The sequence below is a fragment of the Flavobacterium sp. ABG genome (assembly GCF_001027725.1).
In the GTDB taxonomy this organism is placed as follows: domain Bacteria; phylum Bacteroidota; class Bacteroidia; order Flavobacteriales; family Flavobacteriaceae; genus Flavobacterium; species Flavobacterium cupriresistens.
Genome location: NZ_LEKS01000031.1, coordinates 1 through 24,373, shown reverse-complemented (window position 1 = coordinate 24,373; position 24,373 = coordinate 1). Strand labels below are relative to the sequence as shown.

Sequence of the window (24,373 nt, the reverse complement as noted above, 5' to 3'; positions counted from 1 at the left end):
TTTGTCCTTTCGACGAAGGAGAAATCTCCGCAAGAAACTCCATAAATACGAGCTTGTAAACGAAGGCCTCTCCTTCGTCGAAAGAACACAAAACGGGAACAGTAGTAGCATTTGCTGATTTAATTGACTTAAGTCCACGCGCAGAACGCCCTCGCCAGCGCCGAACAGATCAAAAGTTCTTTCTCTAACTTGTGCCAAGCCCCAAATCCCTCCAAAGGTTTTACCCATACATCATAAAAAAAGCTCTGATTTCTCAGAGCTTCCATTTATTTTCGATAAGGTGAATCTAATTATTCAGCAATTTTACTTTTAACAACTAATCTGAAACCTTCTCCGTGAATGTTTAAGATCTCTACATCTTCATCTGCTTTTAGATATTTTCTAAGTTTAGCGATATAAACGTCCATACTTCTTGAAGTAAAATAGTTATCGTCTCTCCAGATTTTAGTTAGCGCTAATTCTCTTGGCATCAAATCATTTTCATGAAGAATAAGCATCTTAAGCAATTCGTTCTCTTTTGGAGATAATTTAATTGCTTCATCATTTTCAAAAGTTAAGAATCTAAGTTTAGAGTTTAAGTGGAATTTACCAATATTAAACTCAAATTGCACTTGTTCTGCTTTTGTATCCGCAGATTTTCTCTGGATAATGGCTTTGATTTTCATCAATAAAACTTCTGAATCAAAAGGTTTATTTAAGTAATCATCAGCACCTGCTTTGTATCCTTTTAACACATCCTCTTTCATTGATTTTGCGGTTAAGAAGATAATTGGCACTTCGCTGTTTTTCTCTCTAATTTCTTTTGCTAAGGTATAACCATCTTTATACGGCATCATTACATCAAGAATACATAAATCATATACATCTTTCTTGAATTTTTCGAAACCTTCCATACCGTTTTTAGCTAAAGTAACTTCAAAGTCATTTAACATTAGATAATCTTTAAGAACTGCCCCAAAATTAAGGTCATCTTCTACTAAAAGTATTCTTTTGTTATTATTTTCCATATTTTAATTTATTAATGGTATTTTTATTATAAAGGTGCTACCTTTTCCTTTTTCGCTTTCAACATATACTTGACCATTGTGATCCTCTACTATTCTTTTTACATATGCAAGGCCTAAACCATGTCCTTTTACATTATGTAAGTCTCCGGTATGTTCTCTGTAAAATTTCTCAAAAACTCTTTTCTGAGCTATCTTACTCATCCCTAAACCATTATCTTTTACTTTTATCAGAATCATGTCTTTGACATTTTCTGTAAAAATTTCAATTTCAGGTATATCTGGCGAATATTTTATTGCGTTTTCTAAAATATTTACCAAAACGTTTGTAAAATGAACTTCATTGATCAGACAGGTTGTTCTTGCAGCATTCAAATGCTTCACAACAGTTCCTTGTCTGTCTTCTAAAATTAAATTTACGTGCTCAATTGCATCATCAATAATATCGTGAACGGCAGTTGGCTCTTTTGAAATATCCAATTCTCTTTTTTCTAATTTAGAGATTCTAAGAACATTCTCTACTTGTGCGTGCATCCTCTTGTTTTCATCTCTAATCATCTGAAGATATCGGAAAACCTTTTCTTTATCTTCGATAATCTTCGGATTCCGAATGGCGTCAAGCGCTAAATTTATTGTTGCAATCGGAGTTTTAAACTCATGCGTCATATTATTTATAAAATCGGTTTTGATTTCAGAAATATGCTTTTGTCGTATTAATTGATTTAACGCACTTGTATAGGCAACTATTATAATTAATGTAAAAATTATTGATAGTATCGTAATACTTAATAACTCAGATAATAAAAACTTCTTTTTATGCGGGAAGGTGATAAACAATTCATATTTACTGTTTCCTTCATTGTCCGTATATATAGGTACATGATAACTTGCGTCTTTGTCATAATGAAAACCTTCTGATTTCACTTTTGTTGCCAGGCCACTATTTAAAACACCATATTCAAATTTGGTTTTAACACCATATTCTTCTAATTCCTTTTTTAATAGTTTTTGAAGCTTATCTCCGGTAATTCTTCCTTCTATTGGGGTTAAAGAAGCAATATCTTTGTACTGAATTTGTTGTTGTACTTTATTTAAAATGTCTAAACTACCTGATTTCTCTATTTTAAGATCCGGTATAACGGTTTGATTCAACGAATTATTGTCAATACCATTATTATTGTAAACTTCTGTAACGCGTTTTGCACTGAAATTTTTAAATCGCTCGCTGCTGAATTTTTTATTAAAAAGCGAACCATTTATATCATAATCCTCAGAGGTCAGCGTATTAGAATAAATAATGGTTTTATTTGTTTTTGTATTTCTTTGAACGTAATAAACCTGAAGCAAATCTTCTTTTTTCGGAGTTTTACCGGTACTGTCTTTTATTCTGTTGTATTTGTCATAAAAACTGTACTCTTCCTGCTGCTCAAGCTTGTCTGCAACATTTCCAATTACCTGAGTAACATGATACTTAAACTGTTCGTCATTGTTCTTAAACGAAGAGTTAAACCAATATACTTGAACCAGAATTATCCCAATTAAGGACAAGCTCATCAGTAAAACAAGTATTCTAAAAAATAATTTATTCATCGAAACAAAATTAATATTTTAACAATATACTAAATAATACATTAACCAAATATTAACATTTAAGACTGATTTTGTTTTATATTTAAAATTTTAAGAATTTTAACAACTTCTTCTCTAGCTTTTTTAAGATTCTCGTTATTAATTACAAAATTGCTTCCAGAAATGCGTTTTTCATCATTCCATTGCATTTTCATGCGGCTTAAAACATGCGCTCTTGTGGTATTGTCACGTTCTAAAACCCGTTTAATTCTTATTTCTTCCGGGGCAGTAACTGTTATTATAAAATCACATTCTTTATAACGACCGCTTTCAAATAAAATTGCGGCTTCGTAAATTATATATTCGTACTTTTCATGTTGCAATAACCATGCCTCGAAATCCGCTTTAACGGCAGGATGCACAATTGCATTTAACTGGTCTAACTTCTCCTTATCTTTAAATACGATCTCAGCCAGTTTAGGTCTGCTTAAAACATTATTCTCGAAAACAGTATTTCCGAAAATCGTTTTTATCTGTTCTAGAATAACTTCAGACTGCATTATTTTTCTGGCTCCATCATCTGCGATATAAACCGGAACCCCTAACTCCTTAAAATAGTTCGCGATTGTTGTTTTACCACTTCCAATGCCACCTGTCAAACCAATAACTTTTGTCATACTACAATTTAAAAAACATACGAGGAAACGCCTCTTGCGGTTTTTTCTTTAATAGAATAATCTTAACAAATGATTTCAAGAACCCGGTTCCATAACCGTAGAACTGTTTCCAAACTGCTATTACTGACAAATACCCTATTTTAATGCTTTTATTCTGAATGCTGGCAGTAAGAAAAATAATAACGAAATATACAAAATATATTTGTAAGAAAAGGTCAATATTAAAAATTAACAATAAAAAAGCTACTAACAAGCCGATTATAAAAGCTGTCGGAAAGAAAAAAGTAATTTTATTGTGCTCCGGATACCAACTGTTCAAAATAGGTCTCGCGATTCCAAACTTATGTACTTGAATCGAGAACTTTTCCCAGTCTATTCTACGTTTGTGATACACAAATGCATCAGGAAACAATCTGGTTTCAAAACCTAAATTCCACAAACGAATCGATAGATCCGGATCTTCTCCGGGATGAATATTTCCAAAACCGTTTGAAACTTCAAAAGCTTTCTTCGAAATTCCCATATTAAAACTTCTTGGCTGAAATTTGGTGATTTTCTCAGATCCCCCACGAATACCTCCTGTAGTAAGAAAAGAAGTCATCGCAAAGTTGATTGCCTTCTGAATATCAGAAAAGCTATCCAGGGCCTTATCAGGTCCTCCAAAACAGTCCACATAATTAGCATTAAGTTCTTTTCGCACTTCGGTCAGATAGTGAGGTGGAATAATACAATCAGAATCAAAAATGATAAAGTAATCCCCTCTCGCCTTTTGCATCCCAAAGTTCCTTGAATCTCCCGGTCCTGAATTCTGTTTGAAATAATAGGAAATATTAAGTTTTCCCTGATACGTCATCACCACTTCTTTACATGGTATTGAAGAACCATCTTCAACAAGAACAATTTCAAAAGCTTCATTATAATCAGATTTAGATAAACTTTCTAAAAGTTCATCAACTTCGTCTGGTCGATTATACACGGGTATAATTAAAGAAAAAATCATAATGGAATAGGGGGTATTAGAGTAGTAACTGTTTTAAGCTTAAAAATTTCAACAAAGATATGGTATATTCACAAAAAAACCATCAACTTTTGGTTGATGGTTTTATATATGATAAGCGGTACTTATATAATACTTTCAATATTTACAACTTCATTTACATCTGCTTTGTAGTCAACTCCTGCAAATTCAAATCCAAATAAATTTAAGAAGTCATTTTTGTATCCTGCTAAATCTCCAATTCCAGGTAAAGATTCTGTAGTTGCCTCTAACCAAAGTTTAGCTACTTTTGCCTGAACATCTTCACGCATTTCCCAATCGTCGATTCTGATTCTTCCTTTATCATCTGTTGGAACTGCTGATCCGGAATACAATCTGTCCTGAAACAAACGTTGAATTTGCTCGATACAACCTTCGTGAATTCCTTCTTCTTTCATGATTTTATACAACAAAGAAATATACAATGGAATAACCGGAATTGCAGAACTTGCCTGAGTAACCAAAGCTTTATTTACTGATACATACGCTTTCCCTCCTACTGATTTCAAACTTTCAGTGATCGAAAATGCCGTAGCTTCTAAATGATCTTTTGCACGACCGATTGTTCCTTTACGGTAAACTGCCTCTGTTAATGATGGCCCGATATATGAATAAGCAACTGTTGTAGCTCCTTCAGCTAATAAATTTTCTTCTTTTAAAGCATCCATCCACATGGTCCAGTCTTCACCACCCATTACAGCAACGGTATTTTCGATATCATCGTCATTAGCCGGTGCAATCGAAACTTCTGTTACATTTCCGGTATGAAAATCAACTGTTTTGTTTGTGAATGTTTGTCCGATTGGCTTTAAAACAGAACGGTGCAAAACTCCTGTTACAGGGTGCAAACGTACTGGCGAAGCCAAACTGTAAATTACAAGATCTACTTGTCCTAAATCAGCTTTTATTAAATCTAAAGTTTGTCTTTTAATTTCATTTGAAAAAGCATCACCGTTGATACTTTTTGCATATAAACCTGCATTATGCGCTTCAGTTTCAAAAGCCGCAGAATTGTACCAGCCCGGAGAAGCTGTTTTTCCTTCAACTGGTGGTTTTTCAAAAAACACTCCAATTGTAGCTGCATCAGATCCGAAAGCACTTGTAATTCTGGAAGCTAATCCAAAACCTGTTGACGCACCAATAACCAATACTTTTTTAGCTCCGGCAATTGGTCCTTTTGATTTGATATATTCTATTTGATTCTTAACATTTTGCTCGCATCCTTTTGGGTGTGATGTCAAACAAATAAATCCTCTCATTCTAGGCTCTATAATCATATTTTTTTTATTTCAATTTTAGCTTTATTCTTTTTATACCGAAATACTATTGAATACAGTATTACTTAATAATTTTATCGATATTCTCACGGACAACCAAAATACCCACCTCTTTATCACTACACTCTATCTTGGTTCCTTTATATTCTTCAATAAGAAGATTCAAACCTTCACAATCTCTTATGAAATTAAACTCTTTTTTTTCAACGTTAAATACAATTCCTTTCAATTTGTTCAAATTAGAACCAACAACCATTCCAACCGCTCCTCCTGTTCCATACGCAAAGGCTTTAGACCACATGTTTGCATAAGGTCCTTCAAAATACCAGAACTTACCATCACTTATAACTCTATGATAAGAATTCAAATCATTACCTTCTTGATTTTTATCTTTTTTAGAGGCAAGCTTTTTAATTAATCTTTGTTGAATATACAAACTACCGTTATAAGATATTGCAGCATAATTACTTACTCTAACACTGTCTCTTTTAAAATAAAAGTAAACCTGATCAGCAACAACATCTTTAGCAAGAGAGTTTTTTTGATAACCAACAATAGGTCTTCTTTCTATAGCGTCCCCCATATTTATCCCCTTCTTTTGAAGAAGATCATCGAATGTAGGATAAACACCTTGCGGATAATCTTTTACTAAATAAGAAGTTCCACTTGTATTTAATTCAGAACTTACAACATTCTGATTACCATCCTGAGCATTGAGTTGGATAATAAAAAAGAAAAAAATAGTTATTTTTTTTAACATCGATGATATATAAATTTGTTGAGCAAATATAAATTAAATATTTAATTTAATAATTCTTTTGCATGATTTAACGCCGAATCTGAAATGTTGGCGCCGGAAAGCATCTGAGCAATTTCCGTAACTCTTTCTTCCTGAGACAGTAACTTTAATTCTGACTGTGTATCTTCATCAACCGTAGATTTGAAGACTTTGAAATGAGAATCTCCTTTTGCCGCAATCTGTGGCAAATGGGTAATAGCAAATATCTGCATTGTAGCACTCATTTCTTTCATAATCTCCCCCATTCTGATGGCAATTTCTCCCGAAACTCCGGTGTCGATTTCATCAAAAATTAAAGTAGGTAATTTAGAATACTTTGCCAAAATTGCTTTAACAGCTAACATAATACGGGACATTTCTCCTCCCGAAGCTACTTTTTTAAGCAATCCGAAATCGGTTCCTTTATTGGCAGAGAACAAAAATTGCAATTCGTCTTTTCCGTTTTGAAAATAGGTCTCAGAAGGCAAAAGTTCCATATTAAAACGAACATTTGGCATTCCTAAAGTTTCAAGAATCGTAATTAACTGATTCGATAAAACCGGAATGGCATTCTCTCTATTTTGGTGGATTATCACTGAGAAAGCATCTAATTCCAATGTTTTCTGCTCTAGTGACTGTGATAAAACCACAATCTCTTCCTCGATATTCCCTAATTCAATAACTGCACTTTCCAAATTAGCCTGAATCTGAAGTAATTCGTCAACGGTAGTGACCTGATGTTTCTTTTGAAGATTGTAAATCAATTGCAATTTCTGATTGGTTAGTTCTAACTTCTCAGGGTCATTTATTAATTTTTCGGAAGCATTTTGCAATTCTCTCGAAACATCATCAAATTCAATTGCAACACTTGTAATTCTTTCAAACAAACTCTGATATTCAGCAGAAAAAAGAGCTATTTTTTGCAAAGAAGTCTTGATTTCGTTCAGATTATGAAAAACGCCGAATTGTTCTTCATTAGAAATCGACAACGATTTATCAATTGATTCTTTTATAATTTCAACGTTATTCAATTTTTCAAACTCAGCTTCCAGTTCTTCCTGTTCCCCTGATTTTAATTTAGCCGAAACCAATTCATTCAATAAAAAAGTATTGTATTCCTGCTCTTTCCCTGAATCACTTTGCTTTTTCAGCAACGCATTTAGTTTTGACTTATCAGATTTATAAGTCTTAAGCAGTTTTTGATAGGAACCTATTACCTCTGTATTATTGGCAATTGCGTCAATTATTTTAAACTGAACACTTTCATCAGAAAGCTCCTGAGTTTGCTGTTGCGAATGAATATCAATCAAAAACAAACTCAAATCCTGTAATTCCTGAAGATTTACCGGACTGTCATTAATAAAAGCACGTGATTTTCCTGAAGGCAGAATTTCACGTCTAATAATTGTTTCTTCTTCATAATCGAGATCATTTGCTTCAAAAAACTCTTTCAGATTGTATTTTGAGATTTCAAATTGTGCTTCGATAACACATTTCTCTTCTTTATTTTTTAGCGAAGTTAAATCGGCTCTTTTTCCAAGAACCAAACCTATTGCTCCCAGAATAATCGATTTTCCGGCACCTGTTTCTCCTGTAATTATCGAAAATCCTTTTGAAAAATCAATAGCGAGTTTTTCAATCAGAGCATAGTTTTTAATTGACAGTGAAGTAATCATAAGAAAAATTGATAAGTATAAAAAATAGTAATGAGGGAACTAAAATAACAGCAAGCAATTAAAATTTTATTTGCGACCATTTCGTAGCATTCAATGGCGAAACCCTGCTTAAAACATCCGTTAAATCGGTGATCGGAATACTGGGACCGCCCGAAAAGATTGAAACAATCTCATCTGATTTGGCATCAAAAAATATCCGGGTTAAAAAAGCATTCGGTTTAACCGAATTTACTTTTGCAATAAGCAGTATAGAAGACTTTATCTTCTCTTTTGCTGCTTTTAAATCCTGGTTCATGGTATCCAGACCTGAGTGGTATAAAGCCCACGTTTGTCTTAAATCACTGTAAGTAGGAGAAAGCATGTCGTTTATTAAAAAATAGCGGTTTTGCACACCGTCTGACTGACTCCATCCTTTATAACCGCCTTGTTGGGCAACGTTTGCAATATTCTGAGCGGTTTCCAGATAAGAACTTCCTGCACCCATCTGAAACGTATCGGCATCTATTCCTAAAATCATATAACTGTAAAAGGAAACTAAAGAAACTAAATTAGATTCAAAATTAGTCGGATTAAATAATAAAGGCTCGTATTCGGTATAACTGAAACTAAAATCTTTATCGTTATAATTAAAAATCGGAGAGGAATAAGTCGAATTATAGACCATTCTTGAAGCCTGTATCTGGATTGTTCCTGAATACTGATTGGAATTATACGATGACAGCGTAATATACATCGAACAATTGATGCGTTCGTTTTGCTTCAAAACAGATCCGGCCCAATCGGTTTTATTTACGAATTCAGACAAAGCGGTCTCAAGCGTTTTGAAAACCTGTTGATTTGGAGTTGCAAGTCTTTCCGTATTTATAGTTACAGTACAATTTAACTGCTGCGCCTGCGAAAAGCCAAAAATCAAAAATACCAGAATAGTAACTATTTTTTTACACATACGAACATAATATTTGCTTTTAGCGAAATAGACTAGCGCTAATTTTTAATTCCGTTTTCGATTTAAAATCAATAGTGCTGTTTATGAAAAATGTGAAATCACTTTATTCAAAATATCAGCAGCCACTAATTCTTTTGATTTTAATTCCATAGGCTCAATTTTAAAATTTTTATCAATAAAAGTAATTTTATTGGTTTCTTTCTTAAAACCGGCACCTTCGTCTTGTAAGGAATTTAAAACAATCAAATCTAAGTTTTTTTTCTGAATTTTCAACTTAGCATTTTCAATTTCATTTTCAGTTTCTAATGCAAATCCAATCAAATATTGATTTTTCTTAGTATTGCCAAGTGATAATAAAATATCTTTTGTTTTCTCGAGTTCAATCGAAAATTCATCCGCTGCTTTTTTTATTTTCTGTGAGGCTACTACTTTTGGCTTGTAATCGGCAACTGCTGCTGCTGCAACAGCCACATCAACATCGTCAAAATACAGATGACAGGCATCGTACATTTCTTGCGCAGATACGACACTTACAACTTTGATCGAAGTGTTTTTTGCTTTAAAATGGGTTGGTCCCGAAACTAAAACAACACTGGCTCCTAAATCTGCCGCTGCATTTGCAATATCAAACCCCATTTTTCCTGAAGAATGATTTCCTATAAAACGCACAGGATCTATTGCTTCGTATGTTGGTCCTGCAGTAATTAGTATTTTTTTCCCTTTTAAAGGCAATTTGCTCTCTAAATCTGCTTCAAGAAATGCGATTATGTTCTCAGGCTCAGCCATTCTTCCTTCACCGGAAAGGCCACTGGCCAATTCTCCGTTTTCTGCAGGAATCATAGTATTCCCAAATTGCTTTAAAGCGGTAAAACTCGCAATTGTAGAAGGGTGTTTGTACATGTCCAAATCCATTGCCGGAGCAAAGTAAACAGGGCATTTAGCCGATAAGTAAGCTGCAATCAAAAGATTATCACAGTTACCGGTTGTCATTTTAGATAATGTATTGGCGGTTGCCGGAGCAATAAGCATTAAATCAGCCCAAAGTGCTAATTCGACATGATTGTTCCAAACAGCATCTTCATCATCCTGATTAAAAAAATTGGAATGTACCGGATTTTTGGATAGTGTAGATAACGTAAGTGGTGTTACAAAATCCTTAGAAGCAGGTGTCATTATCACTTGGACATGTGCACCTGCTTTTATAAAAAGTCGTACTAATGATGCTGTTTTATACGCTGCAATTCCACCGGAAACTCCCAGTAAAATTTTCTTTCCGTTTAAAACTGACATTATACTATTATTTGTTTGTACCTCTGTGGTATGTTTTACCGTCTAACCATTCTTGAACAGCTAAAGCGTGTGGTTTAGGTAATTTTTCGTAAAATTTAGATACTTCAATTTGCTCTTTATTTTCAAAAACTTCCTCAAGACTGTCATTGTAAGTAGCAAACTCTTCTAACTTCTCAGTTAATTCTTTTTTGATTTCAGAATTAATCTGATTTGCTCTTTTAGCCATAATGGTAATTGCCTCATACACATTTCCTGTTGGCTCTTCAATAACTGTTTTATTGTAAGTTATTGTATTTACAGGAGCATTCGTCTTTTTTAAATCCATGACTTTATTTTATTTAGTAAATTTTTGTAAATCTGTTTCAACTCTGGCATTCATTTCTTCAGCCTTCACTTTGTATTTGGTATCGCTCTTAAACTTAATTAAGTTACCATACGCCACCTTTGCCACATTTAAACGTTCCTGCATTTTTGCCGGAATACTGTTTATTGCCAATTTGTATGCAGAATCATATTTATAGAACAATGCATCCTCTTTAAAAGGTGTTCCCGGAAAATCAGCAATAAAATTATCAAAAGCGATTAAGGCTGATTTATAATCTGAAATCAAATTATATCCTTTGGCATTTTCGTATGCTTTTTTCTCCAATTTCCCATTCAAGACTTTCACAGCATCATTGGCCTGACCAATGTATTCTGAATTCGGGTAATTATCAATAAAAGCTTGTAATTTCTCTAATCCTTTTGCTGTATCAGTCTGATCTAAACTGTAAACAGGTGATAATTTTGAATAACTGTAAGCCCCAAGAAAAGCAGCTTCCTGCACTTTCTCGCTTCGTGGGTAACCCGAAACAAAACTTTCAAACTGGTAACCTGCCAAATAATATTGTTTGGTCTTATAATACGACTGAGAAAACATGTAAAACAGTTTTTCAGCCTGAGGTTTACCTCTATACGTAGGTGCCAATTGTTCAAAAAGACGAATTGCCTTTGAATATTTGCCAGCATCATACATTTTTGTTGCTACTTCAAACTTTGCTGCAACATCTTCATTTTTTAATGCTTTTTGGTAATCACTACAAGAACAAAAAAGGGCAACAACAATTAATAGAGATACTATTTTTTTCATTTTATTACTTTTATTATGATTACTCAGACAATTGTGCCAAAGCAAAATCACACCGAAGTTCCGGTGGCAAATTTAGTTATTAATTTAGCTACTACAAAATATTTTTTTGGTATAATAAAATACCGTTAATCCTGCTCTACTTTAATGCTTTTTTTAACAAATTCATTCAACCTGTTTGCCAGTTCATCGTCTACTGTTACCAATGGCAAACGCACTGTGTTCTCAGCAATACCAAGGGCTTTGAATACTTGTTTGATTCCGGCAGGATTTCCCTGTTCGAAAATCATATCAATACAATCGGATAAAAAGTACTGCGTCTTAAAAGCTTCATTTACTTTTTTATTCAATCCTAAACGGATCATTTCTGAAAATTCTTTTGGAAAACCTTGTCCAATTACAGAAATTACTCCTGCTCCACCGGCCAAAACGATTGGCAAAGCAATCATATCATCTCCTGAAATTACAAGAAAATCTTTTGGTGCATTTTTTATCAGCTGCATGGCTTGCACTACATCTCCTGCTGCTTCTTTTATGGCTACTATATTTTCAAAATCATTTGCCAGACGCACTACTGTTGCCGGCAACATATTACTTGACGTTCTCCCCGGTACATTATACAATATCACAGGTATAGGAGAAGCTTCGGCTATTGCTTTAAAATGCTGATAAATACCTTCTTGTGTCGGTTTATTATAATAAGGAGAAACAGAAAGAATAGCTTCAAATGCAGAAAAATCCCTAGTCTTTAATTCCTCAACCAGTTGCATGGTATTATTACCTCCAACACCCAGTACAAGAGGTAATCTTCCTTTATTATATTCTACAACTGCATCTATAACCAATTCTTTTTCTGCTTGCGTCAAGGTAGCATTTTCTGCTGTGGTCCCCATAACAACAAGATACTCAACTCCTCCATCGATCGAAAAATTAACGATTCGTTGTAATGCTTCAAAATCAATTGAAAAGTCTTTTTTAAATGGAGTTACCAGAGCAACACCGGTTCCTATTAATGATTGCATATTCTACTTTATAATTTATTTAATGTTCTTTAAATACCTAAACAATTCGAAAACGAAAAGTTTATAATTTTCCAGGGTGGTATCTATCATCCATCGGTTTAATTCTTTATCGACGGATGTAAAACCAACTTTAAATTTTGCCTTTGACTTCGCTGTTATCAACATCAAAATCGTTTTTTCGATGTCGTAATAACTAATCAAAAGATCAAAGTCTGTATCGATAAATTCAGTTAAAAAATCTGTTTCAATCTCCCCTTTCCAATTGATGTGTTTTCTACCAAATGTGGGTCTTGAGTACGTTTTTTTCTCCTTAAATTTATCTCTATACGCAACAATTTTTATGTTATCGGGGTTGATTCCATTCAAGACAAGCTCTTTTATCAGCTCTTTTGAATGTTTAAACTTAGTCTCATCAACCAGTAAACCAATTGTTTGTATAGCACTTGTAAAGACTTCATTTTTTACGCTACGCAAGTTATTTTTTAACGATTTTTTTATAAAAAATTCCTTTATGTAATTTAAAAACATAGTACATTTACGAGATTACAAAATTAATTATTTAAGTCGCATTTAAGATGGTAAAACTAAAAAAGTATAACGGGTTTTTAAAACTTTTTGTTATATTCTTAACACTTTTTTTTATAACTTCTTGTAGCAAGAACTACAATTTAACGAAGATAGAAGGGAAACAACTTCCTATAACCGAGAAAGCTCCACAAACTCCGGAAATCGAAACTTTTATTACTCCCTATCGCAATAATATCAATAAAGATTTGGACAGTATTTTAGCTTATTGCCCTGAAACACTGGAAAAAAGTACCGGAAAATGGCAAACCAGAATTGGTAATCTAATTGCTGATGTCTGCTTAAAAAGAGGGAATACCGTTTTTAATGCTCGTGAGAAAAAAGATATCGATTTGTGTTTTTTAAATCATGGTGGAATCCGTGCTATATTACCAAAAGGGAATGTTACCAAAAGAACGGCTTTTGAAATTATGCCTTTTGAAAACAATCTGGTGGTTCTGGCTCTAAAGGGAGAACAACTCGTAGCAATGACCACTTATATTATTAAGGAGAAAAAACCGCATCCTTTGGCAGGAATGACTTTTACAATCTCTAAAGACAATACCCCAAAAAACATACTTGTTCAGGGAAAACCGCTTGATACCAACAAAACGTATTATGTTGCTACCAATGATTATCTGGCAAATGGCGGAGACAACATGAACTTTTTCCTAAAAACTACTCAGAAATTTGATTTGAATTACAAACTTCGAAATGTACTGATTGATTACTTTAAGGAAGTAGACACGATTCCGGTGGCGAAAGACATTAGAATAACAGAAGAATAACTCCATTTAAATTACAATTACACTCAGCGTCCAGCTAAAAAATATACCAATGAAAAGAAGAGAATTTATCGAAAAAACGGCTGCCAGTACTGCTTTATTAAGCTTAGGTTTATCATTAAGCAGTTTTGAATCCAACGATATTAAACACTTAACTGTTTTACACACCAACGACGTGCACAGTCACATCGACCCTTTTCCGGCTGATGATCCGCGTAATGCAAATAAAGGTGGTGTATCTCGCAGAGCGGCTCTTATAGAAACCATTCGCAAAGAAAATCCAAATGTGCTTTTATTGGATGCCGGCGATATTTTTCAAGGAACCCCGTATTTTAACTATTATGGAGGTGAACTTGAATTTAAGCTCATGAGTATGATGAAATACGATGCCTCAACGATCGGAAATCATGATTTCGACAACGGACTTGATGGTTTACATGCTCAAATGCCTCATGCCAGTTTTGATTTTATTTGTTCTAATTACGATTTTAAAAACACCGTTATGAACGGACTTATAAAACCGTATAAAATTTTTCACAAAAACGGAATTAAAGTAGGCGTTTTTGGTGTTGGAATTGAGCTTGCCGGCTTAGTTGACAAACAAATGTACCAAGAGACCATCTACAACAATCCTGTTGAAATTGCTCAGGACATGACCCAATTATTAAAAAAAGAAGAGAAATGTGATTTAGTCATCTGCCTTTCTCATTTGGGTTACGAATATAAAAATGATCCCTCAAGAATCTGCGATTTAAAGTTGGCGCAATTAACTCAGGATATTGATTTAATTATTGGCGGACATACGCATACTTTTCTGGACAAACCGACTGTTGTAAAAAACAAAATCGGAACAGAAGTATTGGTAAATCAAGTTGGTTGTTACGGAATTAACTTAGGCCGAATTGATTTCTACTTTGACAAAGACAAAGCACACAGCAATCAAGGAAGGTCTATTATTGTGTAATTACCTTTTATTTGATTCCTAAAATACAAAGACTAAGACATGATCGTAAACAGGCATTCTAAAATTGGATTGTTTGGAAATAGAAAACCAAATAATACAAAAGGACTTTTTTTATTTGATTTTAATACTCAGGAAAAAAAATACTTAGCTGATTTTCCGGAATGGGAGCCCCAAAACATCTCAATTGACGGAAAAAGGATTGCCATTACCAGAACTTCGTCAAACACCAGAGCTTACAGAACGGATTTAGTAATTACAGATCATGAAAATGAAACTGTATTACTAAATACCGACAATTATTGTATTTATGACGTTGAGTTTAATGCTAAAGGAAATAAAATTATAATCGTCGCAAGCAAAAAGAAACCCTTTTGTTATGATTTGTCACTCCAGCAAATCACCGCCGAATTACCCAAACAAATAAGAACCTATAAAGGAGATCTAGATCCTGAAAATGATACTTTTCTTGCACCTTGTGAGAATACTAAAGATACTTGTTATTTATTCGATTTTGCTACCGGTAAGACTGAATGGATAAAATTTGGTACCAAAGCAATGATAAGCCGAATAAAATTTTCGGTCGATTTCACTTTTATCTATCTGATCACCGAAACAAATGTTTTGTATTGCTTTGATCGCGATTACAAAATAAAGTGGTATAAAGATTTTAACTACTTAGGAAAAGATGGCGGAAGAATAAACTCTTCTGATATATTTCAAACAGAAAATGGACAACTTTTAGCCGTTTACGCTTCTTCTACTGAATCCAATAGTTGGGGAGCAGAATATGTGGTGGATGCTACCAATGGAGAAATTGTAAACCAAATTGAAGCGTATCAATTTCGTGGCGGGTTCTCAAGTGATTTTTTCGAAAATAAGGTGTTGCTTTACACCCACAACACAATTGATTTAATTACCGGTAAAGTATCTGAAAATCCTGTGATCTAAAGTTAAACGAAATTTTGTCTACCTAAAAAATTTATCTGATTTTCTTTTGAATTTTAATCTTTTCCAGAAAATATTCTACCATAAAGTAGTACGCCATAATTTGCGTGGCATCCCGGATTATCACTAAAACAATGGAATGCGAAAAACTTTGATTGAATACATAAAACACATCGGAGAACATAAAACTAATCGTCATTAATGACATTAGCAAGGCGATATGGGTTCCTTTTGTGATATAACTTGCAAACGAAAAATAGCTCACAAACCCCAAAACAACGCCATAAATAGTATATAGAATAATAAACTTCTTCATGTTATAAAACTGCAGGTTTAGTATAGAAACCAACAGATAAACCAGGAATATAACAATTATACCGATTGGCAAAACATCTTTTCTGGTTAGTTTCAATTTTTCGTGTTCCCGTACAAAAATCATTAAAAGCAAGATATAAACAATCAAAAAGCTCAGTACACCGCCAATTTCAGAAGCTTCAATCGCCATGATTTCGAAGACCTGGCCTATAAAACAGAATAGAAAAATTAAACTTTCTATCTTACCGATTCTAAAATCGCTGCTAATCAGAAAATAAATAAAAATAGCCGGCAGAACGATTGATTTCGTATAGATTACCAAGAAATCCTGTTCCATACAATCAAAAATGATCGTAAAGAGTAAGGCTAGAAAAAACAAAATCAAAGACGGTTTATTCGCTTTCATTTAATTTGTTTATAAAATCTTCTTCGGACAATATTGGAATATTTAACTTATTCGCTTTTTCTAATTTGGCTGGCCCCATATTATCTCCTGCCACCACAAAATCTGTTTTGGCAGAGATCGAACTTCCTACTTTTCCTCCGTTATCCTCGATCGCTTTCTTTAATTCATCGCGCGAAAATTGAGTAAAAACACCTGATACTACAAATGTTTTTCCTGCGAATTTATCAGTAGCATTCGGATTTACTTTTTCGACAATTTCAAATTGAACGCCTTGATTTTTCAAACGATCAATTATACTTTGGTTTTCCTCATTCTCAAAAAACTCAATAACACTTTTTGCAATTCTTTCGCCAATTTCATCCACCAAAATCAAATCCATTAAAGAAGCTTGAGCTAATGCATCAATATTCTTGTAATGTTTGGCTAATTTTTTTGCTACTGTCTCTCCAACAAAACGAATTCCTAAAGCAAACAAGACACTCTCGAACGGAATCTCTTTTGATTTTTGAACTCCATTTACCAGATTCTCAGCCGATTTTTGTGCCATTCTTTCCAAAGGCAAGATTTGCTCCACGGTCAATTCATACAAATCGGCATAATTATGTACCAATCCGTTATTAAAAAGCAAAGCAACCGTTTCACCTCCAAGACCTTCAATATCCATCGCTTTTCTTGAAATATAATGCTGGATACGTCCGATAATCTGCGGCGGACATCCATAAAAATTAGGGCAATAGTGATTGGCTTCTCCTTCGTTTCTGACCAACTCGGTCTGACATTCCGGACAGTGCGTTATATAGTGTGTTATTTCCGAATTCTCGGGACGTTTTTCTAAATCTACAGCAATGATTTTAGGAATAATTTCTCCTCCTTTTTCAACAAAAACCGTATCGTTAATTCTAATATCTAATTTCTCAATCTGATCTGCATTATGCAAAGAAGCTCTTTTTACAACGGTTCCTGCCAATTGAACAGGTTCTAAGTTTGCCACGGGTGTAATTGCTCCTGTGCGCCCTACCTGATAGGAGATTGAATTTAATCTCGTTGAAACTTGTTCTGATTTGAACTTATAGGCAATTGCCCAGCGTGGTGATTTTGCTGTATAACCTAATTCTTCCTGATGCTGAATGCTGTTTACTTTTATTACTACACCATCTGTTTCATAAGGCAGTTCGTGACGATGAACGTCCCAATAATCAATAAAATCAAAAACTTCTTGCAGGTTATGAACTAATTTGGCTTCATTTGGTACTTTAAAGCCCCATTTTCGAGCTGATTCCAATCCATCATACTGAGAGGAAAAAGGCAGATTATTACCGGTTACAAAATACAATAGGCATTCTAACGGACGTTTGGCTACCTCAGCACTGTCCTGCAATTTTAAACTTCCCGAAGCTGTATTTCTTGGGTTGGAATAAGGCGTTTCACCTATTTCGATTAATTCCTGGTTCATTTTTTCAAAACCGGCATAAGGAAGTATAATTTCTCCACGGATATCAAATCGATCCGGGTAATTTCCTTTTAGCTGTAACGGAATTGATTTTATGGTTTTAATATTGTTCGTTACATCATCTCCCTGAAAACCATCACCACGTGTTAAAGCCTGAGTCAATTTTCCGTTTTCGTACGTAATGCTTATTGAAGCACCATCGTACTTTAGTTCGCAGGTATATTGCAAATCAACATTACCCAGTACTTTCTGGATTCGGTTTTGCCAATCTTCCAAATCGTCTTTGGAGTAGGAATTGTCCAGAGAATACATTCGGTATTGATGTGCAATTGTTTTAAAATTCTTGGTAACCGTACCTCCTACTCGCTGCGTTGGTGAATTTTCGTCAAAAAACTCCGGATTCTTATTTTCTAAGTCCTGAAGCTCTTTTAATTTGATGTCAAATTCATAATCCGAAATTGTAGCATTATCAAGTACATAATAATTGTAATTGTGCTGATTAAGTTCGTTTCGTAACGTTTGAATGGTCTCTTGAATACTCATAAAATACTAAAATGATACAGATTGGAATGTTGTTTAATTGTACCTCAAAATTAGGATTATTTTTATTGAAAAACATCAAAAAATGAAAGTTTTAAAAAACCAAAAATCAGGCTGTAAATTCATACAACCTGATTTCCTTCATGTCCATCATTCTTAAAAAAAGAATTAATAAAAACCAACTTCCAATGGTATCTTCGTGTTGCACTTTTAAGCTTCTGATCAAACCACCAGAGCCGGAATACAAAACTATTTCTGGATAATGATAAAGTCAGAACGTCTGTTTAATAAATGCTCTGCTTCTGAACATTTTACACCATTTTTACATCTGTTAATTAGTCTGCTTTCCCCATACCCTATTGCACTTTCTATTCTGGAAGCATCAATCCCCTGAGAAACAATATAATCACGGGTTGATTTGGCTCTTTTATCTGAAAGCACCATATTATAAGCATCCTTTCCGCGAGAATCGGTATGAGATTCTATCTTGATTCGGATGTTTGGAAATTTTTGCATGATAAAAACAACCTTAGTTAGCTCTTCTACTGCCAGAGGTGTAATATCGTACTTATCATAATCAAAATAAATTGGTTTTACGTCTACTTTTTCAACTCCTTTTTTCTTTACCACTAAGTCATCGTAATTACTAAGTTCAAAATTGACATCTTTGATTTCGCCTCCGTTTACCTTGGTAGTTTCTACTGTTTTTTCATCACTACTGTAGTTCATTTTTGCCGCAATCATTTTAATCACTTTCCCACAAGGAACTTCTATTGCATATTTGCCCTCATAGTTGGTTTTTGTTTCGCCCAGAACTTCGCTATAGGAATTGTAAGCCATAATTACAACATCGTCCAGTGGCAATTTGGTTTTTCTGTCGACTGCCATACCGGATATCGATTGATTGCAAATTGGTTTTCCTTTTTCAAAAGCGTAAATATCGTCGTCTCCTTTACCACCGTCTCTGTTGGAAGAAATATACCCCAATTCACCGGCCTTATCAATTATAAAAGAAAAATCATCTTTGTTGCTGTTTATTGGCGCTCCTAAATTTCGGGGTGTCGTAAAACTTCCATCAGACAACATTTTGCTTTCATAAATATCTAAATCTCCCCAGCCATAATGCCCGTCTGAAGAAAAGTAAAGGACTCCGTTTCTGAAAAAAGGAAAAACTTCATTCCCAATTGTATTGATTTTTGGTCCTAAATTCACAGGAGAACTCATGGTTCCGTCGGCTGCAATTTTCACATAATACAAATCTGTTTCACCAAATCCGTTCGGCATGTCTGAAGCAAAGAAGAGCAACTGCCCGTCATCACTTAAAGAAGGGTGTCCAACGGAATACTCTTCACTGTCAAAAAACACTTTTTGCGGATTCTCGAGTTTATTATCTACTATTTTTCCTTCGATAATTTGAAAATTGTTGATTTTGTTTTCATCTACAACCAGTTTGTTTTTCTTTACAATATTTGTTGAATAGTAAATGGTTTTCCCGCTATTGTCAAAAGTGGCTGTCGCCTCATGGTATTTAGTCATTACGTTTGCCAGAAACACTGTTTCGTTAAACAAACTACCATCGGCAGGATTCCTGTCGGCCAAATACAAATTCAGGAAAGGCTGATTGTTCCAGGTGTATAACTTATCTCCGAATTTTGTTGTGTCTCGGGCAGAAGAGAATACAATTTTATCTACAAAATAAGTAGCTCCAAAATCAGATTTACTGGTGTTAATATCTAAATTTCTAATTTGATAAAGAGATTTCGTTTTAGCTAAACTATCCATTTGGGTTTTCTGAGCGACATAACGGTTGATCTCTTTTTGATTTCCTTTTTTATTTAGATATTCCTTTGTAACCCTATCTGCCTCGTCATAATCCATAACTGCTTTCATAGATTGAATGTAACGCAGGTAGTAGATATCTGTTAAATTATTGCCTTGCACTTCGTATAACTTCCTGTACCATTTGAGTGCATTCCTTGAATCGGAATTGAAGTAATACGAATCAGCAGCGTTCTTTAACGTTTGTGCTGAAGGACTTTTTATGTTCTGCAAACACTCCTCATAGGCTTTTGAAGCATCTAAATAAGAAAAGTTTTTAAACAATGCGTCCGCTTTTTTTAAATTCGTTTGAGCAAAACTAACCGTAAAACTCACGAATAAACTTAGTATATACAATTTTTTCATAAGCTTCATTTTTAGAAGAATCTTGGGGATTTGATTTTACTTTGATTTTTAGTAAACTGGTAACGCAGAATGAATTCATGTGTACCATCGTTGTACTTATTTAACTGGCTGACCGTATAATCGAAAGCATATCCGAGGTAAAAACTTTTTGTTATTTGAAAACCTGCCAAGATACTAACGGAATCATCCGTTCTGTAGGCACCTCCAATTACAAATTTTTCCGCAATCATAAAATTCGCCGACACATCAGCAGTAAGTGGAGCTCCATTTACTGCTTTTACTAAAAATGCCGGTTTAAATTTTAAATTTGGACTTAAGTCAAATACATATCCTCCCATTAAATAATAATGCAAGCGATCATAATCTATTGATTCTTGTACATCATCATAATAATCATTCTGAATGAAGCTTGGAACTGAAAACCCAACATACCATTTGTCGGTGTAATAATAAATTCCCGCTCCAACTGCCAGTTTCATCTGGTTACTAATGTTTTGATTTAGCAAAACATCGTTCTCATCATAAAATCTCCCTTTAGACCAATCTATATCCAACATTCTAAAACCTGCTTTTAAACCAAATGCTAATCTTTTTTCATAACCAAGTGGCAATGAATAAGAGAAGTTTCCATCCAGATACAATTCGCTTGAAGGACCAATTTTGTCGTTTACGACACTTAGTCCCAGACCAATTTTCTCATTGCGGAGTGGTGTGTGAGCAGAAAACGATTGTGTTTCCGGAGCACCGGAAATTCCAACCCATTGAGAACGATGTAAAAGTGTTGCTTCTAAAGTTCCGGTAGATCCGGCATAAGCCGGATTTATCGCCATAGTGTTGTACATGTATTGCGTGTACTGTGGATCCTGTTGTGCGCTGGCACAAAATGTAATAAAAGAACATATTAGAATGAAATACGTTTCTAATAATTTTATATATAGTTTCATAACGATACTTATTTAGTTAATTAATTAGATGATTAATAGAAGCTTATCTCATTATAGATAACCAGCCTTTTTTAATCGTTCCGTCTCCAGTGTCTATCACATAGAAATAAGTACCTGTTGGTAACATATCTCCTCTATTCACAACTCCGGAAACGTTCGCAGTTCCATCCCAAGTATTTTCATAATTTCTTTTACTGTATACTAATGCACCATATCTATTGAAGACTTTTAGTTCATTGTCCGGATAGGTTTGGATACAATCAATTCTGAAAAAATCATTTAGTCCATCGCTATTTGGCGTAAACTCGTTGTACACTGTTAAACAGGTCGGAGTAATTGTTGCTGTAGCGGTGTTATTGAGTAAATTAACATCCAGAGGCATTGAAACCACAATTTTTGCGACATCTAAATAATAATCCGCAGGTATTGCTGCTGCCATTTTGCCTTGTGGAGAACTACCCATTTTATTAGTGTTAACACTTAAAGGTGGTAATACCTCAGCTGTGATTTCCAGTTTTACGGTCTGACCTGAATTTAAAGTCGGTATACTCCACATTCCGGTAGAAGCCGTATATACACCTGAAGTCACAAATGCTCCGATAAAACGATAGCCGGCTGGTAAAAAGTTATTAACTTCTACATTAATAAAATTCCCCATTCCTACGTTTCCTATTACAATAGTGAACATTACAGTATCTCCAAAATTTGCTGTAGGATTACTAACAACATTCGATATGGTTAAGTCTGAGCAGGTAGCTACTATTACATCTAATGATTTATAAGTATTATCATTACAGGTATTTAAATAGGCAACCTCAACTTTACCAGGACCGATATCGGACCATGAAACTGTTACTGAACCGTCTGATGTTCCTCCACCTGAAAGAATCGTTCCATTAGTAATAGACCATACGTAATTTGATTTTCCATTGGCAATTGAGTAGGTTACCCCGTCAAAAACACATGGCGTATCGTCACTAGCTGTGATCAGAACCAAATCATCATTAGAGAAATTAACCACAACTGCTAATCGTACAGCATTATTACAGCCATTAGTCATATTATCCTGTGCTGTAGCATAGTAGGTTCCTGCAACAAGAAGTGTTCCTGCCGGTAATGCAGTTCCTCCAGTAGCTGAAGTATACCAGATAGCGCCTGTTTCATTAACCTCGATATCTTCTATCGTTGGATTTGCAGATAAACAGAACGTTTGTACTGGTTTTGAAGTTGTAATAATTCCTTGTGAATTTACATCTACGATCACTTCTAATCTATCCGGGTTTTCACAATTAACAGCACTTAAAACAGCACCGTAATAAGAACCGCTGGTCAAAGCTGTTGTTGATGGAATTATAGTTCCACCAGCAGGAGTGCTATACCAAACCACATTCGGTTCATTTACCTGAATACTGGCAACAGTCGGAGCATCAACAATACAGAAATTTTGAGTAACTGAGCTTGTAGTTGGCTTAGGACTTGGTTGTGCCACTGTTACTCTAACCTGTAATCTCACTAAGCTTTCGCAGCCGTTTGTGGCATCATAAATAGCTCCATAATACGATTGTGTTGTTAAGAGCGTATTTGCTGGAATTGGTGTACCACCCGAAGCGGTATAGAACCAAGCAACATTTGTTTCATTGACTACTATGTCTGCCACTGTAGCAGCAGCTGTAGAACAAAATACCTGTTGAGAGTTTGGCGTAGTTGGGTTATTCGGAGCTCCAACAGTAACTTGAACTTGTAATCTGTTAGCACTTGCACAACCCGTTACCGGATCCAGAATAGCTCCATAATAAGTACCTGTCGTCAAGAGTGTTGTTAGCGGAATTACTGTTCCACCAACAGCAGTACTATACCAAACTACATTAGCCTGATTGGTTTTGATACTCGCAAATGTCGGTAAGCTTAACAAACAGAAGTTCTGAACTCCTGCGGTTACCAATGTTGGTGTGCCCGGATCGGTTACGCTGATGGTAACCTGTAATCTTACCGCACTTTGACAACCTGTTGTTGCATCTAACAAAGTAGCATAATAAACACCACTGGTTAAAGCTGTTGCCGGAGCAATGGCTGTTCCGCCTGTTGCGGTACTGTACCAAACGACATTAGTCTGAGTGGTTTGAATACTCGCAAACGTTGGTGCATTTATCAGACAGAAGTTTTGAGTTCCTGCTGTTACTAATGTCGGTGTGCCCGGATCGGTTACACTAATAGTAACTTGTAATCTCACCGCACTTTGACAACCTGTAGTAGTATTTACCAAAGCAGCATAATAAACACCGCTGGTTAAAGCTGTTGCCGGAGCAATTGCTGTTCCTCCCGTTGCAGTACTGTACCAAACTACATTAGCCTGATTCGTTTGAATACTCGCAAACGTTGGTGCATTTATCAAACAGAAGTTTTGAGTTCCTGCATTTACTAGTGATGGTGTACCCGGATCGGTTACACTAATCGTAACTTGCAATCTCACCGCACTTTGACATCCTGTTGTTGCGTCTAATAAAGCAGCATAATAAGTACCGCTGGTTAAAGCTGTTGCCGGAGCAATCGCTGTTCCACCAGTTGCAGTACTATACCAAACTACATTAGTCTGATTCGTTTGAATACTCGCAAACGTTGGTGCGTTTATCAAACAGAAGTCTTGTGTTGTATCTGTCGTTGTTGGTGTACCTGGATCAGTTACACTAATGGTAACTTGCAATCTCACTGCACTTTGACAACCTGTAGTAGTATTTACCAAAGCAGCATAATAAACACCGCTGGTTAAAGCTGTTGCCGGAGCAATCGCTGTTCCACCTGTTGCAGCATTGTACCAAACCACATTAGCCTGAGTGGTTTGAATACTCGCAAACGTTGGTGCGTTTACCAAACAGAA

Annotated in this window: 21 protein-coding genes; 3 read left to right on the top strand and 18 right to left on the bottom strand. The window is 34.9% G+C overall.

What is annotated here, in order from left to right; all coding sequences use genetic code 11:
- Nucleotides 1–290 precede the first annotated feature (290 nt).
- The 13 genes from AB674_RS21195 to AB674_RS21135 form a co-directional block, all read right to left on the bottom strand.
- Nucleotides 291–1,007, bottom strand: coding sequence for a response regulator transcription factor (locus AB674_RS21195; RefSeq protein WP_047779290.1), 717 nt, complete (start codon nucleotides 1,005–1,007; stop codon nucleotides 291–293).
- A gap of 3 nt (nucleotides 1,008–1,010) precedes the next feature.
- Nucleotides 1,011–2,594, bottom strand: coding sequence for a sensor histidine kinase (locus AB674_RS21190; protein ID WP_047779289.1), 1,584 nt, complete (start codon nucleotides 2,592–2,594; stop codon nucleotides 1,011–1,013).
- Between the two features lie 59 nt (nucleotides 2,595–2,653).
- Nucleotides 2,654–3,250, bottom strand: coding sequence for a dephospho-CoA kinase (gene coaE, locus AB674_RS21185; protein ID WP_047779288.1), 597 nt, complete (start codon nucleotides 3,248–3,250; stop codon nucleotides 2,654–2,656).
- A gap of 1 nt (nucleotide 3,251) precedes the next feature.
- On the bottom strand, nucleotides 3,252–4,250 hold the full coding sequence (locus AB674_RS21180; RefSeq protein WP_047779287.1) for a glycosyltransferase: 999 nt from the start codon (nucleotides 4,248–4,250) through the stop codon (nucleotides 3,252–3,254).
- A 122-nt stretch (nucleotides 4,251–4,372) separates the two neighbouring features.
- Complete coding sequence (gene fabV, locus AB674_RS21175) at nucleotides 4,373–5,563, bottom strand: enoyl-ACP reductase FabV (protein WP_047779286.1); 1,191 nt, start codon at nucleotides 5,561–5,563, stop codon at nucleotides 4,373–4,375.
- A 61-nt stretch (nucleotides 5,564–5,624) separates the two neighbouring features.
- A complete protein-coding gene (locus AB674_RS21170) occupies nucleotides 5,625–6,323 on the bottom strand; it encodes a hypothetical protein (protein ID WP_047779285.1) in 699 nt (232 codons plus the stop codon).
- 41 nt (nucleotides 6,324–6,364) lie between these two features.
- Nucleotides 6,365–8,017 carry a DNA repair protein RecN gene (gene recN / locus AB674_RS21165; RefSeq protein WP_047779284.1) on the bottom strand — a complete coding sequence of 551 codons (1,653 nt, stop codon included), beginning with the start codon at nucleotides 8,015–8,017 and terminating at the stop codon, nucleotides 6,365–6,367.
- A gap of 58 nt (nucleotides 8,018–8,075) precedes the next feature.
- Entirely contained in the window at nucleotides 8,076–8,963 is an 888-nt protein-coding gene (locus AB674_RS21160) for a DUF4835 family protein (protein ID WP_047779283.1), read from the bottom strand.
- Between the two features lie 81 nt (nucleotides 8,964–9,044).
- A complete protein-coding gene (gene coaBC / locus AB674_RS21155; protein ID WP_047779282.1) occupies nucleotides 9,045–10,253 on the bottom strand; it encodes a bifunctional phosphopantothenoylcysteine decarboxylase/phosphopantothenate--cysteine ligase CoaBC in 1,209 nt (402 codons plus the stop codon).
- A gap of 7 nt (nucleotides 10,254–10,260) precedes the next feature.
- On the bottom strand, nucleotides 10,261–10,578 hold the full coding sequence (locus AB674_RS21150; protein WP_047779281.1) for a DNA-directed RNA polymerase subunit omega: 318 nt from the start codon (nucleotides 10,576–10,578) through the stop codon (nucleotides 10,261–10,263).
- A 9-nt stretch (nucleotides 10,579–10,587) separates the two neighbouring features.
- Nucleotides 10,588–11,382 carry an outer membrane protein assembly factor BamD gene (locus AB674_RS21145; RefSeq protein WP_047779280.1) on the bottom strand — a complete coding sequence of 265 codons (795 nt, stop codon included), beginning with the start codon at nucleotides 11,380–11,382 and terminating at the stop codon, nucleotides 10,588–10,590.
- A 125-nt stretch (nucleotides 11,383–11,507) separates the two neighbouring features.
- The gene (gene dapA, locus AB674_RS21140) at nucleotides 11,508–12,401 is read right to left on the bottom strand and encodes a 4-hydroxy-tetrahydrodipicolinate synthase (RefSeq protein ID WP_047779279.1); all 894 of its coding nucleotides are present in this window, start codon (nucleotides 12,399–12,401) and stop codon (nucleotides 11,508–11,510) included.
- 15 nt (nucleotides 12,402–12,416) lie between these two features.
- Entirely contained in the window at nucleotides 12,417–12,929 is a 513-nt protein-coding gene (locus tag AB674_RS21135; RefSeq protein WP_047779278.1) for a DUF6913 domain-containing protein, read from the bottom strand.
- Nucleotides 12,930–12,976: 47 nt separating this feature from the next.
- Here AB674_RS21135 and AB674_RS21130 point away from each other — a divergent pair, with 47 nt between their 5' ends.
- The 3 genes from AB674_RS21130 to AB674_RS21120 are packed head-to-tail and all read left to right on the top strand — an operon-like array spanning nucleotide 12,977 to nucleotide 15,662.
- Complete coding sequence (locus AB674_RS21130) at nucleotides 12,977–13,753, top strand: 5'-nucleotidase C-terminal domain-containing protein (RefSeq protein WP_047779277.1); 777 nt, start codon at nucleotides 12,977–12,979, stop codon at nucleotides 13,751–13,753.
- A gap of 49 nt (nucleotides 13,754–13,802) precedes the next feature.
- A complete protein-coding gene (locus tag AB674_RS21125; RefSeq protein ID WP_047779276.1) occupies nucleotides 13,803–14,714 on the top strand; it encodes a bifunctional metallophosphatase/5'-nucleotidase in 912 nt (303 codons plus the stop codon).
- 39 nt (nucleotides 14,715–14,753) lie between these two features.
- Nucleotides 14,754–15,662 (top strand): hypothetical protein, encoded by a 909-nt coding sequence (locus tag AB674_RS21120; protein WP_047779275.1) that lies wholly within the window; start codon nucleotides 14,754–14,756, stop codon nucleotides 15,660–15,662.
- A gap of 31 nt (nucleotides 15,663–15,693) precedes the next feature.
- Here AB674_RS21120 and AB674_RS21115 read toward each other — a convergent pair whose 3' ends face one another.
- The 5 genes from AB674_RS21115 to AB674_RS21095 all read right to left on the bottom strand — a co-directional run.
- Nucleotides 15,694–16,380, bottom strand: coding sequence for a lysoplasmalogenase family protein (locus AB674_RS21115; RefSeq protein WP_047779274.1), 687 nt, complete (start codon nucleotides 16,378–16,380; stop codon nucleotides 15,694–15,696).
- Entirely contained in the window at nucleotides 16,367–18,373 is a 2,007-nt protein-coding gene (ligA, locus tag AB674_RS21110; RefSeq protein ID WP_047779273.1) for an NAD-dependent DNA ligase LigA, read from the bottom strand. The genes AB674_RS21115 and ligA overlap by 14 nt, the downstream gene beginning before the upstream one ends.
- Before the next feature lie 246 nt (nucleotides 18,374–18,619).
- Entirely contained in the window at nucleotides 18,620–20,554 is a 1,935-nt protein-coding gene (locus AB674_RS21105; RefSeq protein ID WP_047779291.1) for an OmpA family protein, read from the bottom strand.
- Between the two features lie 11 nt (nucleotides 20,555–20,565).
- Entirely contained in the window at nucleotides 20,566–21,498 is a 933-nt protein-coding gene (locus AB674_RS21100; protein ID WP_047779272.1) for a type IX secretion system membrane protein PorP/SprF, read from the bottom strand.
- Nucleotides 21,499–21,541: 43 nt separating this feature from the next.
- The coding region (locus AB674_RS21095) for a T9SS C-terminal target domain-containing protein (protein WP_047779271.1) at nucleotides 21,542–24,373 on the bottom strand (2,832 nt) is incomplete at its 5' end.

What these genes read in the sequence shown, in the direction of transcription:
- AB674_RS21195 (WP_047779290.1), bottom strand. Translation starts at nt 1,007, where the DNA reads ATGGAAAATAATAACAAAAGAATACTTTTAGTAGAAGATGACCTTAAT.
- AB674_RS21190 (WP_047779289.1), bottom strand. Translation starts at nt 2,594, where the DNA reads ATGAATAAATTATTTTTTAGAATACTTGTTTTACTGATGAGCTTGTCC.
- coaE (WP_047779288.1), bottom strand. Translation starts at nt 3,250, where the DNA reads ATGACAAAAGTTATTGGTTTGACAGGTGGCATTGGAAGTGGTAAAACA.
- AB674_RS21180 (WP_047779287.1), bottom strand. Translation starts at nt 4,250, where the DNA reads ATGATTTTTTCTTTAATTATACCCGTGTATAATCGACCAGACGAAGTT.
- fabV (WP_047779286.1), bottom strand. Translation starts at nt 5,563, where the DNA reads ATGATTATAGAGCCTAGAATGAGAGGATTTATTTGTTTGACATCACAC.
- AB674_RS21170 (WP_047779285.1), bottom strand. Translation starts at nt 6,323, where the DNA reads ATGTTAAAAAAAATAACTATTTTTTTCTTTTTTATTATCCAACTCAAT.
- recN (WP_047779284.1), bottom strand. Translation starts at nt 8,017, where the DNA reads ATGATTACTTCACTGTCAATTAAAAACTATGCTCTGATTGAAAAACTC.
- AB674_RS21160 (WP_047779283.1), bottom strand. Translation starts at nt 8,963, where the DNA reads ATGTGTAAAAAAATAGTTACTATTCTGGTATTTTTGATTTTTGGCTTT.
- coaBC (WP_047779282.1), bottom strand. Translation starts at nt 10,253, where the DNA reads ATGTCAGTTTTAAACGGAAAGAAAATTTTACTGGGAGTTTCCGGTGGA.
- AB674_RS21150 (WP_047779281.1), bottom strand. Translation starts at nt 10,578, where the DNA reads ATGGATTTAAAAAAGACGAATGCTCCTGTAAATACAATAACTTACAAT.
- AB674_RS21145 (WP_047779280.1), bottom strand. Translation starts at nt 11,382, where the DNA reads ATGAAAAAAATAGTATCTCTATTAATTGTTGTTGCCCTTTTTTGTTCT.
- dapA (WP_047779279.1), bottom strand. Translation starts at nt 12,401, where the DNA reads ATGCAATCATTAATAGGAACCGGTGTTGCTCTGGTAACTCCATTTAAA.
- AB674_RS21135 (WP_047779278.1), bottom strand. Translation starts at nt 12,929, where the DNA reads ATGTTTTTAAATTACATAAAGGAATTTTTTATAAAAAAATCGTTAAAA.
- AB674_RS21130 (WP_047779277.1), top strand. Translation starts at nt 12,977, where the DNA reads ATGGTAAAACTAAAAAAGTATAACGGGTTTTTAAAACTTTTTGTTATA.
- AB674_RS21125 (WP_047779276.1), top strand. Translation starts at nt 13,803, where the DNA reads ATGAAAAGAAGAGAATTTATCGAAAAAACGGCTGCCAGTACTGCTTTA.
- AB674_RS21120 (WP_047779275.1), top strand. Translation starts at nt 14,754, where the DNA reads ATGATCGTAAACAGGCATTCTAAAATTGGATTGTTTGGAAATAGAAAA.
- AB674_RS21115 (WP_047779274.1), bottom strand. Translation starts at nt 16,380, where the DNA reads ATGAAAGCGAATAAACCGTCTTTGATTTTGTTTTTTCTAGCCTTACTC.
- ligA (WP_047779273.1), bottom strand. Translation starts at nt 18,373, where the DNA reads ATGAGTATTCAAGAGACCATTCAAACGTTACGAAACGAACTTAATCAG.
- AB674_RS21105 (WP_047779291.1), bottom strand. Translation starts at nt 20,554, where the DNA reads ATGAAAAAATTGTATATACTAAGTTTATTCGTGAGTTTTACGGTTAGT.
- AB674_RS21100 (WP_047779272.1), bottom strand. Translation starts at nt 21,498, where the DNA reads ATGAAACTATATATAAAATTATTAGAAACGTATTTCATTCTAATATGT.